The sequence below is a fragment of the Larkinella bovis genome (genome assembly GCF_042655385.1).
Classification (GTDB): domain Bacteria; phylum Bacteroidota; class Bacteroidia; order Cytophagales; family Spirosomataceae; genus Larkinella; species Larkinella bovis.
The window spans coordinates 1,323,821-1,337,045 of record NZ_JBHSMA010000001.1; the positions used below are offsets into that span (position 1 = coordinate 1,323,821).

The following is a 13,225-nucleotide window of genomic DNA, read 5'->3' on the forward strand; positions in this document are numbered from 1 at the left end:
CTTAGAAATTGCCAATCCGTATGCGCATACTTCTCTCGATTTTCCTGTTGTTGATCACCTGGACGAGTTCGGTGGGCCAATCGCTCTGGGGCAGCGTGGTTGATTCCACCACCCGGAAACCGCTCATGGAAGCCACGGTTTCGCTGCTGGCCATCCGGGACTCGTCCGTCGTTAACTTCATGATTACCAACGGAGAAGGCATTTTTTCATTCAGCAAGGTGCCGGCGGGAACCTACCGGCTCCTGATCACCTACGTGGGCTACCGGAATAAATCCAAACGCGTTACCATCGCTCCCGACAAACCGGTTACCGAGGCCGGAACGCTGGAACTGGTCGCACAGGCGGTTAATCTGAACGAAGTCGTTGTGAAGCAGGAAGGGCCGCCCATTACCATCAAGCAGGATACCGTGGAGTTCAACGCCGGAGCGTTCAAAACGCAGCCCAACGCCATGGTGGAAAACATGCTGAAAAAACTGCCGGGCGTGGAAGTCGACCGCGATGGCACCATCAAGGCGCAGGGGCAGGAAGTGAAGAAAGTGCTCGTCGATGGCAAACCCTTCTTCGGCGACGATCCGAAAATGGCCACCCGTAACCTGCCCGCCGACATCATCGACAAAATTCAGCTTTACGATCAGCAGTCCGACCAGTCGCAGTTTTCGGGCATCGATGATGGCGACCGCAATAAAACCATCAACCTCGTTACCAAAAAAGACAAGCGAAAAGGCTATTTTGGGCAGCAGTCGATTGGAGCCGGCCCGAACGAAACGAACGACGATGTCCGGTATGCGGCCCGGCTGAACCTCAACCGCTTCAACGGTGTCCAGCAGATTTCGCTGGTCGGTCAGGCCAATAACATCAACCAGCAGGGCTTTACGGGCCAGAACCTGTTCGGTGGCGGAGCGGGTCTGGGGGCTAACTTCGGCGGGGGCGGCATGATCATGGGCGGGGGGCGCGGTGGAGGGGGCGGTTTTGGCGGCAACTCCAACGCCATCACCCGGACGCTGGCCGGCGGCCTGAACTACCGCGATGAATGGGGCCAGAAAGCCGACCTTGCCGCCAGCTATTTCCTGAACGACCTCAACACCCTCACCGATCAGCAAAGCCGCCGGCAGTATGCGCTCCCCGACACCTCGTACCAGGTCAATCAGAACAGCCATTCGCAGAATCAGGTGACGAGCCACCGGTTCAATATGCGGTTGAATATCAAGCTTGATTCCATGACGACGCTCCGGATAACGCCCGGTTTTACGGTCCAGAACTCCGGCTACCAGAGTGTTAACCAGTCACAAACCCTGACGAATGACGCCATTGCCAATGTGGCCGAAATCGACTCCGGCAACCTGATCAACACCAGCCATACGCGGTATACCTCCACCGGCAGCGGGATTTCGGGCAATAACAACGCCCTGCTTATGCGGAAGTTTGCCAGGAAAGGCCGGACGCTTTCGCTGAACTGGAACATCGCCGTTAACAACCAGACGACCGACGGCATCAACCAGTCGGTCAATGCGTTTTTTGGACAGACCGGGGGGCGGGGCAATCAGACGATCAACCAGCGTAATGAGCAGGTCAGTAAATCGGTCACCAATACGATTAATCTGGCGTATACCGAACCCCTATCGCTCAGCAAAACGCTGGAATTCCACTACAATTATTCGAATAACCGCAACACCTCGAACCGAACCGTAAACGACTTAGATGAAGCCACCGACACCTACAGCCTTTTCAATCCGACCCTGAGCAATAATTTCGTCAATACGTACATGACCAACCGGCTGGGGTCTACGCTGCAAACCAAGCGACTGAAATATACCTACGCCCTCGGATTCGATGTACAACAGGCTAATCTGCGCAGCGATAACCAGACACGGGATACGGAATTACGGAAAGGCTTTACCAACGTCTTGCCGAACGCCATGTTCACCTACAATTTCAGTAAAAACCGTACGTTACGCTTCAATTACCGGAGCCGGACCAACGCGCCTTCGGTTTCGCAATTGCAGCCCGTGCCCGACAACACCAATCCGCTGAACATCCGGCTGGGCAATCCGAACCTGAAACAGGAATTTACCAATACGGTTTCGTTGAACTACAACAACTTCCAGCAGACCACCTTCCGCTCGGTTTTCGCCATGCTGAATGCGACCCAGACGAACCATAAAATCGTCAATGCCAGCACCTTCAATAACCAGGGAGCGCAAACCACCCAACCCGTGAATACCAACGGTTTTTATACCGTGAACGGTTTTCTGGCGTTGGGTCGGCGGATTCAGCCGCTGAAAGCCAATGTCAACCTGACCAGCAACGTCAACTTCAACCGGGGCGTCAGTCTGGTCAATAACCAGACAAACCGTTCGCAGAACTGGACCTTCAGCCAGGGGGCACGGATTAATTCCAATTTTGACGAAAAACTGGAATTTGGGCTAAGTGGAAACATAAGTTATCAGACAGCTTTCTATTCTCTGCAGACATCGCAGAATACCGAATATTTTAACAAATCACTAAGCGGTGATTTGTACTATCAATTGCCATTCCGGCTGGTGGTTACGACCGATATCACCTACCAGAATTACTCGGGCAAATCGGCCGGTTCGGTGCAGAACTTTGCGCTCTGGAACGTGGCGCTGACCCGGCAATTCTTCAAAAACCGGCAGGGCGAACTCCGTTTGCAGGTCTACGACTTGCTGAATCAAAACCGCAGTGTCAACCGAAACGTCACCGAAACTTATACGGAAGAAACCAACAGTCGCGTCCTGAACCGGTATTTCATGCTCAGCTTCACGTACAATCTCCGGCGGTTCGGCAGCGGCTCGTCCTCCCGGTCCAACCGGCCCGAACGAGGCCCGAATGGTCTACAGCGAGGGATGCAGCGGCCGGGCCGGTTCAATTAATCGGCCTGCGACGGCAGTTTGTAGGATGAACCCGCGTTCTTTTTGGCGCCCAAGCGATAGGTAATCGAAAGCAGCAGGTTGTTTTTGCCCGTTGCCGACTGGGGTGTAAACGTTCCTTTTTCGAAACTCGCCGGACTGTAGTTGGTCTGGTTCACCCAACCCGCCTGCACAATCCAGTGCTTGTCCAGCTGGTAACCCACGCCGGCATACACCCGGTTTCGCTCGAACGTCGGTCCTTTCGGATTCAGGAAAAGCTCATCGAAGAGCGACAGAAAAACCGTTCCGGCGGTGATGGTGGGCTTGTTCAGGGGCACGAACATGTTTAGCCGGTACCGAACCCGGTTTCGGAACGGCGTGGAACCGTCGCGGTTGGTAAACCAGCGCTGTTCGACGCGGTACCGGTGTTCGAACTTGAGCCGGGAAAGGTGTTGATTGAGCACCAGTTGTTGCCAGAACCGCTTTTCGGTATTCAACGGTCCATCCGATACCATATGGTAATCGTAGGTGGCGTAATGCCCGCCCGCCAGGGTGAAGGTAAAGTGCTGGCTAAGATCATAGCTGATACCCCCTTTCAATTCGCGGTAGAAGAATTGCTGAAAAACCGCATTGCTACGTGCCTGAACTTCGGCAAAACCGCCCCATTTGTCAGCCCCGCCAGGCAATTGAACCGTTCCGATGAACCAGCTACCCCAGGGCGCGGACGGCGTCAGTGAGGTTTGGGCGAAAGAAAAGGGGAGGGAGAACGTCAGTAAACTAACCGTCAGGGCAATAACGACTGAGGGCCGCTTCATAAAAGAGATTGTGTTGACCCTTCAAATGTACAATGGCGTAACGAATCCCTCTTACCCGTAACGCAATCTTAACAATTTGATAATAATGGCCTAACCGATCTCACCCGCTCCCATCCAACCCAATATACCAAACGAAAAACCGGCTGCCCCTGTCTCGAAGCAGCCGGTTTTAAAAACGGTTTTCTTATTTCAGGTACCGAAAATCCTCGTTGCCTTTAACGGCCAGCAGGGTTTCATAAATCAGCTTGATAACCGCCTGTACATCGTCCCTATGAACGGTTTCGACGGTGGTGTGCATGTATTTCAGCGGGAGCGAAATCAGGGCCGACGCGCTGCCTTCCGACGCGTAGGCAAACGAATCCGTATCGGTTCCCGTCGACCGGCTGACGGCCTGCCGCTGGAACGCAATTTCGTTTTCCTGCGCCACCTGAATGATGAAGTCCCGCACTTTGTTCTGCACCGCCGGACCGTAGCAGATCACCGGCCCACCACCCGCTTTCAGATCACCCTGCTCCTTTTTGTCGTACTTGGGCGATTGGGTGTCGTGCGTCACGTCCGTGATGATGGCCAGATCCGGCTTCAGCCGCCGGGCAATCATTTCGGCCCCGCGCAGGCCAATTTCCTCCTGCACCGCGTTGACGATGTACAGTGTATACGGCAACCGGATCTTGTTTTCTTTCAGCAAACGTGCTACCTCGGCAATCATAAAACCGCCCATGCGGTTGTCGAGCGCCCGGCCCACGTAATACCGGTTATTCAGCTCAAACAACCCATCGGAAAACGTGCAAACCGTGCCGACATGAATGCCCATTTCCTCCACTTCCTGCCTGGTTTGCGCACCCACGTCGATGAACAGGTCCGTTACTTTCGGAGCCACATCCTTCGCCAGATCCCGGACGTGAATGGCGGGCCAGCCAAAAACGCCTTTCACAATGCCGTTGGCGGTGTGCAGATCGACCCGCATCGAGGGAGCAATCAGGGCATCGGAGCCGCCGTTGCGCCGGACGTAGAGATACCCATCGTCGGAAATAAAGTTGACAAACCACGAAATTTCGTCGGAATGAGCTTCAATCACGACTTTATACGGTGGTTGATCGGTTGCATCCGTGCCGCCGTTGATGACGCCAACCACCGTTCCGTACGTATCGACTATGTACTCGTCAATGTAAGGTTTGAGGTAATCCAGCCAGATTTGCTGCCCCGACGACTCAAAACCCGTGGGCGAGGCATTGTTCAAATAGGCGTAGAGAAAACTCTTACTCGCTTCTGTCATTCGCGTAAAACAATTAAGGTGCTATAGTAGACAGTTAGACAAAAGAGAAAAGATGAAAGAGTACTCTATTGATTTTTAACTAATTAGTCGCTTGTCTATTCTCTTTCTTCTTTAATCTGCATATATTTTTCAAACCAAACAAAAACGGTCGACAATTCCCATCTTGCCGACCGTTTTTTTGCATTGCGGTTTTTAAAACGCCACCCGATAACTCAACACCGGAATCAGGGGGGCCATGTAGATGGTTTTGATTTGCCCGGTTCGGGGTTCAAAATACTGCCCGAAGACATTCTGACGGTTCGTAACATTCTGGATATCGAGCGAAAGAGTGCGTGTCGAATGGAGCTTGTTCCGTTTCCAGCTCAGCCGAAGATCCGTACGGAAATAGTCCGGCAGTTTCCGGGTAAACGACTGACTATCGATCCACACGGTTTCCTGCCTCCGAGCCGATTCCGCCAGGTCGATCGGCGTGGTTCGGTAACCACCGTAATACGTCAGTTTCAGGTTCAGACCAATCACGTTCCGGCCGGATTCGCCCAGTACGAATTCCTTGCCGCCCTGAAAACTGAAGGCGTATTTCCCGTTGAACCGCGTGTCGCGCCAGATGCCATCGGAAGCCCGATAGCGGGATTCGTACAGCGAGGACGACAGTAAAAAGTACACATTGTTGTGCAAAAACTGCTCGACCGTCAGTTCCAGCCCGTAATTTTTCCCGATCCCCTGATTCGTCAACCGGTCCACGGTCAGGCCGTCGAAACTGTTGACGAGGGCAAAAGCATCCTTTTTATCGGCGCTGATCGGAATGTTGAACAGGGATTGGTAATACGATTCGGCTTTGATGCGCAAATGGTCGTTCAGCAGCCAGTCGTAGGCCAGCACCAGGTGGTGCGAGCGCGTGAAACCCAGGTTCCGGTTCGGCATCATGGGTCCCTCTACTTCCGAAGGTCTCGACGCAAAGTAGGTGGCCAGGTTCTGGATCTGGCTGTGCAACCCGTAGCCCACACTCACGGCATGGCCCGGCACGAAGGCCCAGCGCACCGAACCGCGTGGCTCCAGCGCATCGGTGTCGTTAAGGAACAGCCGCAGGTAATGCAGACCGGCATTGAAGGTCAGCTTTTCCGTCAGGCGATAATTCCACTGCCCATACGCCTGCAGGGTGCTGGTCTGATCGCTCGACTGAATCTGGGTTTCCAGCGTAGTCCGGTCCTCGGTTTGCTCCTTTCGCTCCAGATCGAAATTCAGGGTGGAATGAACCAGCCCGGCCCGCAGCGTATGGCGCGGATTGAATTTGTAGGTTAGCGTTGTCGACTCGATGCGTTTGCGTATCTGATAGGCTTCCCGCATTTGCAACAGGGGTACATACCCGGTTTCCAGCGATTCGCTCTCGAAACCATTCTGATAACCCGAAAACAGCAGAACGGATTTCAGAAAAGCCTTTCGGCTGAGGTTGATCGAATACGTGGCTCCCACCGCACCGGTTCGGGCAAAAAACCGGTTGTTGTACCGCTCGGAATCGTTTTCCCATTGGGTCGAATCACGAACCGCATCGGCCGCGCTGGAGCTCAAACCGCCAAAACCGAACACGGTGAAGTTGCCCGCTTTAGCCGTTGGAAAGTAGAGATTGAACGACAAATCCTGAAAAACATTGGAATAATCGCCGACGTTCACGCCCATCTTGGATAACAGACCCAGCGTGGAATACCGATAATTGAACAGATATGAGCCTTTATACTTTTTGGAGAACGGGCCTTCGCTGGCAACGTCGATGCCCAGCACACCAGCCTGAACGGTGTGTTCACGTTTGGCATTGTTGCCTTTGCGCAGCCGCAGATCAAACACCCCCGAGAGCGCGTTGCCGTATTCGGCGGGGAACGCGCCCGTCATGAAATCGGAATTGGTCAATAACTGGGCACTCAGGATGGAAATTCCGCCCCCGGCCGAGCCCAGGTTGGCAAAATGGTTCGGGTTCGGAATTTCGACGCCTTCCATCCGCCAGAGCAAACCGGTCGGCGAATTGCCCCGGATCACGATCAGGTTGCTGCCATCGTCGGCACTCACCACCCCGGCGTAGGCCGTCGCCATCCGGGCGGGATCGTTCACGGCCGCGGCAAACTTCTGCGTTTCTTCCACCGAAAAGGTGCGAGCGCTCACGGCCGCCATCTCATTGAGGGGCTTATCCTTCTCAATCTGCGGTTTTACAGTCACTTCGTTCACCGTCACAATGGCTTCTTCCAGAGCCACGTTCAGCACCAGTTCTTTCCCCGCATCGACCACAATATTCGACAGAACCAGGTCTTTATACCCCATGCTACTGATCTTGAGGCTATGCCGCCCAACCGGGATTTGCGGTAACCGGAACGACCCATCCGATTCGGTGGTGGTGCCTTTCGGCGGATTGGTGTTCAGCAGGAGAACGGTTGCCCCCGGCAAGGCGGTTTGCAGGCTCTGGTCGACGATGGTTCCCCGGATGGTTTGCGTGTAGGTCTGGGCGTTGGCGGTGTGCAAAAGCAGGCCAATTACCCCCGTAAAAAAGAGGCTTCGAAGGTGCATAGAATTTGTTGTAGAGTATGCCGTTAGGACAGCCATCCTGCTACTTCCCCCTATGCGGGTTCCGACTCTTTTTTACAGCTTGAACTGAACACCCAAAATGGGTGCGCGATGAACGCTGGAATCGATCCCGGTTTCTACCGGTTGCACAACCGCAACGCCACCTGAACACCAACCCAGCCGGTGGAGAATGTATTGGTCAAACCCAGTTGATTGTTGAAAATCGGCACATCGAACCGGGTGGTCGGTTTGGAACGGTAATAGTCGCTCAGAAACCAGTTGACCGACGGCCCCACCGCCAGGGCCAACCGGGGCGCCAGCTTTTTCTCAAGGCCCATATTCAGCCGGATCAGGGTATTCCAGGCATCCCAGTAATACCGGGTTTCGCCACTCAGAACATTGCCCGTCAGGTCGAAATTCAGCATCCAGCCGCGTCGCAGGTCCACGGCCGTTCCCAACCCGTAGCCCAGGTTCCAGAGCGGTTTTCCGGACTGGCCGTAATTGGTCCCCCCCGTAAAAATGTTGTAAAAGCGCCGAACGCCGGTTTTAAACGTCAGGTTGGTCGTCATGACTTCATCCGACGAAATTTCCAGCCGCCGGTACCCGTTGGTGTGCACGTAACTCAGCAAACCGAAGGGCGTCGTTTCCGACGAACCGGCGATGTTGACCAGCGCCAGCTGGTACCCCCGCACCACTTTCGTGGCGTAGTTCAGGAAACCGCTGAGTTGCCAGCCGTGTAGTTCGCCAACGGCAATGTTGGTGAAACCCGCCAGTTGGAAACCGCTCATCGTGCCGCCCGCTATGTTGCCGTAGCCCGACAACTGAAAACCAGACATCGAGCGGGCGGCCACATTGGTAAACCCGGCGAGTTGAAAACCGCTCATTTCGTCCAGAACGATGTTTCCAAAACCAGCGGCCTGAATACTTTGCGGCATGGTGCCCAGCGTCATGTTGTAAAAACCGGCGGCCTGAATCCCCCGCACGGAGCCGACCACGGTATTGCCAAAACCGGCCGCCTGAATGCCCAGGACATCGCCTGCACTGCCGTTAAAAAAACCGGCCGCCTGAACACCGTTCACATTTTTTCCGACTATATTCGAAAAACCGGCTACCTGAACCCCGCTCACATCGCCCCGCACCATGTTCAGAAAACCGCCGACTTCCAACGCCGTCACGCCCAGCGAATACCCGCCCACGAGGTTGAACGAATATTGATTGATGACCCGGCCGCTCAACGTATGGTTCGTCCCGATGAACGGAAACAGCGAAAATTGCATATCCCGGTAAATGGTATCGCCTTCCAGGTTGGCATCGTGAATGGCCTGCCGGGTCGTTTTGAACCAGTCGGCAAAATCATCCTTGGTTTCCGATAGCACCGATTTGCTGCGATCCCAGATTGTAGGACCGGGATTACTGGTTTTCGGCGCGGGCGTCGAGTCGACGGGAATCGTCACGGCCACCGGCTGGGGAATAATGGGCGTCGGGCGGGTGGTATCGATCGAGTTGCGGGCCGTCAGGGGTTGCACCGCCAGTTGCGACGGTAAGGGCGTCAGGCCAATGTCGAGTTTGTGCGTCTGCCGGGCATTGATCGACACGGTTTCCGAGAAATAATACTTCCGGCGCACTTCCAGTTTAACGGACGGAATGGCCGTTGACAGCTTGATGCGGTAATAGCCGTACGGATTCGAAACCGTCGACGCCAGTGTGGTTTTTTCGTAAATACTGACCTGACTGATTTTCTCCCCGGTTTGCCGATCGGTAATGTAACCGTCCAGAATAAAGCTTTTGGGCGCTTCCTGCGGAATGTCGACCTTTTCGAGAATAATGTGGTTGCCGCGCGATTTATAAGCGATGGCTCCCCGGAAAATCTGGTTCAGCAAGGCCCGGACGGTATTGGTCGCCCGCAGGCTTAAGGTACTGGCCGGACTGATGATGGCGGCATCGTAGGCGAAGGAAAACTGCCCTTTGCTGCTAATGATTTTCAGGGCGTTATCCAGTCGTTCGTTCGTGAAATCAACGGACACCACCCGTTCCAGCGGGGGTGTCGACTGGGCGAACGACGAACGCAGCCAACCGCAGCAAAGGAGTAAAAGTAAAAAACGAACAGGGTACATTCTACAGTGGTATTGACGGGAAATGACCCCCGAAACGGTTATTTCCCCTATGGATGCGGGACGTTTATGCGAGATTATTTACAGGGCTGATCGTCCAGGGTGATCCGCTTTCCGTCCCGGCAAATATTCAGATGCATGGCATCAGCGGTTGTCATAAGAATGAAATCCAGCTTTTCATCGTTGAAATTCCCATTAAACTGCCGCCCCCCCAATTCCGCATGAGCTAAGTGAATATCAGCGTGATACACCTCATTGAGCGTTTCTACAACCTTGCTCAGCGGTTCCCGCTCAAACACCAGCCGACCGGTTTGGAAGGACATCGCGTTGGCGTCAAACTTCGGGGCCCGGATGAGGGTGTCCTTCACCGCATTAAAGGTCGCCTGTTCATTCTTCACCAGCGTTACGGCCTGATGCGGTGCCGAAAACTTCACTTTGCCGGTGCGAACGGCCACCCGCACGTCATTGGTATACGCCCGGATGCTGAACGAAGTCCCCAGAACCTGAACGGTCGTCTGGCGGACGTGAATGCGGAACGGTTTCGTCGGATCGGGTTTCACCTCAAAAAAAGCCTCGCCATCCAGCTGAACTTCGCGGCTGTCAGACGCAAATTTTTCGGGATACGACAGTTTACTGTTCTGGTTCAGGAGAACCTTACTGCCGTCGGGCAGGATTTTTTCCACTTTCTGGTCCGTCGTCACCGCCATCAGCTGGGCCGCGGGCGCTTCGGTGGGCTCTCTCAGGAAAAACCAGAGCAGGCCCGACAGCAAAACCGCCATGGCCGCTACCGCCCAAACCGGCGACTGCCACCAGTTCATTTTCCGAACCGTGGGCGACGGATCGATGGGCAGCGGTTTTATCAAGGGTTCGGGGGCAGGCCGCACCGGCTCAGGCTCCTTTGCGGGTTGGGCCCGCATTTTACCCCGCATTTGTTGCCAGGCTCTATCCGTATCGACCGGAATCCGGGCATTCGGTTTTTGCCCCAGCGAACCGGCGGTGTTCCAGATTTTCTCAAAGCGATCGAACTCCTGTCGCTCCGAATGATCCTGACCCAGCCAACGCCGAACCCGTTCCGACTCGGTAGCATCGGTCTCCCCGGCCAGGTATTTCCCCAGCAGGTCGTCGTCGATTCGGTTTTCCGGTTGATCAGGCATTTAGTTTTATGAGTAAAGAGTCAGGACATACGAGAAAAGACTATTGATCTGGAATTCAGGCTGAACCGGGTATGTTTTCGTCTTTTTTCTCTTGTCTTTTGTCTCAATGCTAATCCATTAATAACAATAACCACAAAATCGGCAGATAGTCTGCCAACTCCGTTCGCAAGATACGCAGCGCCTTGCCAATCTGGTTTTCCACGGTTTTGATGGAAAGCCCCAGTTGATCGGCAATTTCCTGGTACTTCATTTCCTCAAAACGGCTCATCGAAAAGATCAGCCGACACTGTTCCGGCAGCCGTTGAATGGCGGTCTGCAACCGATCCGACAGTTCGTCCGCGATCAGGGGCTGAATCGGTGCCTCCGAACTCACCTGATACAGCCCGACGTCGTAAGCGGCCTGCTCCCGGTGTTCGGCCTGCACCGACAAATGCCGGATTCGGTTCAGACAGCGGTTATGGACCGAACGAAACAGATAGGACTTCAGCGAAACCGTAATTTCCAGGGTATCGCGTTTTTCCCACACCGCCAGGAAAACCGCCTGCACGGCTTCTTCGGCATCATCCCAATCGTGCAGGAACGTGCGGGCATACTGGCATAACGAAGCGTAATGTTGCCGGAAGACGGCCTCAAACGCGGGTTCGTTACCCAGTCGGATCGCATGAATCAGTTCCTGATCAGTCAGTTGCACGTAGTTGCGTCAATTTTTGGCAAATCTACCACAGTTTTTTGAACCCACTCTACTGCAACCAGGAATAGGACACTCAATTGAGGCAATCCCCCTACAGAACAGCGGATTTATTTTCTGAACGGTCATTCCTTTTTATAAAAAGGACTAGAAAAGTGGCGCGAATCCCTACAAAGGGATATTCCCGTGTTTCTTTTTCGGCAAGGTTGCCACTTTGTTTTCCAGCATCTGGAATGCCCGGATCAGTTTCTGACGGGTCTGGTCGGGGTAAATCACTTCATCGATATAGCCCCGGTGGGCCGCCCGGTAGGGATTGGCAAATTTTTCGGTATACTCCTGTACCTTTTCCTGCAAACGGGCCTGCGGATCGTCGGCCTCGGCAATTTCACGTTTAAAAATGATCTCGGCGGCCCCGCTCGCGCCCATGACGGCAATTTCGGCCGTCGGCCAGGCGTAATTCAGGTCGGCGCCGATGTGTTTGGAATTCATCACATCATACGCGCCCCCGTAGGCTTTTCGGGTAATCACCGTCACGCGCGGCACCGTAGCTTCACAAAACGCATAGAGCAGTTTGGCCCCGTTGGTGATGATGGCGTTCCACTCCTGATCCGTACCGGGCAAAAAACCGGGTACGTCTTCCAGCACCAGCAACGGAATATTGAAACAATCGCAGAACCGCACAAACCGGGCGGCTTTCGTACTGGCATCGATGTCCAGCACGCCCGCCAGCACCGCCGGCTGGTTGCCCACCACGCCAATACTGCGCCCCGCGATGCGGGCAAAACCGACCACAATGTTTTCGGCAAACGCCTGGTGAATTTCAAAAAAACTACCCGCATCGACCAGTTCTTCGATCACCTCGCGCATGTCGTAGGGCTGGTTCGGGTTTTCGGGAATAAGGGTGTTTAGTTTCGGCCGAACTTCCTCCATGGCCTCATAAGGCAGACGAACCGGCTCATCCTCACAATTTTGCGGAATATAACTCAGCAGTTTTTTAATGTACTGGATGCATTCCAGTTCGTTCGCGCACGAAAAATGCGTGACCCCCGACTTGGTGCTGTGGGTGCTGGCCCCACCCAATTCCTCCGCCGTCACGTTCTCGTGCGTGACGGTTTTGACCACGTTCGGCCCCGTCACGAACATGTACGAGGTATTCTCGACCATCAGAATAAAATCCGTAATAGCGGGTGAGTAAACCGCCCCCCCGGCGCACGGCCCCATCACCGCCGAAATCTGCGGAATGACGCCCGACGCCAGCGTGTTGCGGTAGAAAATATCGGCATAACCCGCCAGCGACAACACGCCCTCCTGAATCCGGGCACCCCCGGAATCGTTCAGCCCGATGACCGGTGCGCCGTTTTTCATGGCCAGGTCCATGATTTTGCAAATCTTCTCGGCGTGGGTTTCCGACAAGGCGCCACCAAAAACCGTAAAATCCTGGGCAAAAACATAAATCAGTCGCCCGTTCACGGTTCCGTAGCCCGTTACGACGCCGTCGCCCAGATAGTGTTCCTTGTCCAGCCCAAAATCCCGGGTGCGGTGCATGACAAACTTTCCAATCTCCTCAAATGACCCTTCATCGACCAAGAGGGAAATCCGCTCCCGGGCGGTCAGTTTCCCTTTTTTATGTTGGGCATCGATGCGTTTCTGGCCGCCCCCCAATTCGGCTTCGGCGTTTTTACGATCGAGAATGTCGGTTTTGGTCGACTTGATTTCTGCGTCCATGCACGGGTTTGGTTGAGTGTCTTGCGACAAAATTAATTTTTCTTG

Annotated in this window: 8 protein-coding genes; 1 reads left to right on the forward strand and 7 read right to left on the reverse strand. The window is 54.3% G+C overall.

Annotation, left to right across the window (positions count from 1 at the left end):
* Positions 1 to 20 precede the first annotated feature (20 nt).
* Complete coding sequence (locus tag ACFPMF_RS05570; protein ID WP_379841961.1) at positions 21 to 2,891, forward strand: outer membrane beta-barrel protein; 2,871 nt, start codon at positions 21 to 23, stop codon at positions 2,889 to 2,891.
* Here the strand turns inward: ACFPMF_RS05570 and ACFPMF_RS05575 are convergent.
* The 7 genes from ACFPMF_RS05575 to ACFPMF_RS05605 form a co-directional block, all read right to left on the reverse strand.
* Positions 2,888 to 3,682: a DUF2490 domain-containing protein gene (locus ACFPMF_RS05575; protein WP_379841963.1), complete on the reverse strand. Its 795-nt coding sequence runs from the start codon at positions 3,680 to 3,682 to the stop codon at positions 2,888 to 2,890. The genes ACFPMF_RS05570 and ACFPMF_RS05575 overlap by 4 nt on opposite strands.
* 184 nt (positions 3,683 to 3,866) lie before the next feature.
* Complete coding sequence (locus tag ACFPMF_RS05580; protein WP_379841965.1) at positions 3,867 to 4,955, reverse strand: M42 family metallopeptidase; 1,089 nt, start codon at positions 4,953 to 4,955, stop codon at positions 3,867 to 3,869.
* Positions 4,956 to 5,147: 192 nt separating this feature from the next.
* Positions 5,148 to 7,505 (reverse strand): TonB-dependent receptor, encoded by a 2,358-nt coding sequence (locus ACFPMF_RS05585; RefSeq protein ID WP_379841967.1) that lies wholly within the window; start codon positions 7,503 to 7,505, stop codon positions 5,148 to 5,150.
* A gap of 134 nt (positions 7,506 to 7,639) precedes the next feature.
* On the reverse strand, positions 7,640 to 9,616 hold the full coding sequence (locus ACFPMF_RS05590; protein WP_379841969.1) for a peptidase associated/transthyretin-like domain-containing protein: 1,977 nt from the start codon (positions 9,614 to 9,616) through the stop codon (positions 7,640 to 7,642).
* Between the two features lie 74 nt (positions 9,617 to 9,690).
* Positions 9,691 to 10,767, reverse strand: a complete 1,077-nt coding sequence (locus tag ACFPMF_RS05595; protein ID WP_379841971.1) for a FecR domain-containing protein — start codon at positions 10,765 to 10,767, stop codon at positions 9,691 to 9,693.
* Positions 10,768 to 10,876: 109 nt separating this feature from the next.
* On the reverse strand, positions 10,877 to 11,458 hold the full coding sequence (locus ACFPMF_RS05600; protein ID WP_379841973.1) for an RNA polymerase sigma-70 factor: 582 nt from the start codon (positions 11,456 to 11,458) through the stop codon (positions 10,877 to 10,879).
* Positions 11,459 to 11,623: 165 nt separating this feature from the next.
* Entirely contained in the window at positions 11,624 to 13,180 is a 1,557-nt protein-coding gene (locus tag ACFPMF_RS05605; protein ID WP_379841975.1) for an acyl-CoA carboxylase subunit beta, read from the reverse strand.
* Positions 13,181 to 13,225: the final 45 nt, after the last annotated feature.

What these genes read in the sequence shown, in the direction of transcription:
- ACFPMF_RS05570 (WP_379841961.1), top strand. Translation starts at nt 21, where the DNA reads ATGCGCATACTTCTCTCGATTTTCCTGTTGTTGATCACCTGGACGAGT.
- ACFPMF_RS05575 (WP_379841963.1), bottom strand. Translation starts at nt 3,682, where the DNA reads ATGAAGCGGCCCTCAGTCGTTATTGCCCTGACGGTTAGTTTACTGACG.
- ACFPMF_RS05580 (WP_379841965.1), bottom strand. Translation starts at nt 4,955, where the DNA reads ATGACAGAAGCGAGTAAGAGTTTTCTCTACGCCTATTTGAACAATGCC.
- ACFPMF_RS05585 (WP_379841967.1), bottom strand. Translation starts at nt 7,505, where the DNA reads ATGCACCTTCGAAGCCTCTTTTTTACGGGGGTAATTGGCCTGCTTTTG.
- ACFPMF_RS05590 (WP_379841969.1), bottom strand. Translation starts at nt 9,616, where the DNA reads ATGTACCCTGTTCGTTTTTTACTTTTACTCCTTTGCTGCGGTTGGCTG.
- ACFPMF_RS05595 (WP_379841971.1), bottom strand. Translation starts at nt 10,767, where the DNA reads ATGCCTGATCAACCGGAAAACCGAATCGACGACGACCTGCTGGGGAAA.
- ACFPMF_RS05605 (WP_379841975.1), bottom strand. Translation starts at nt 13,180, where the DNA reads ATGGACGCAGAAATCAAGTCGACCAAAACCGACATTCTCGATCGTAAA.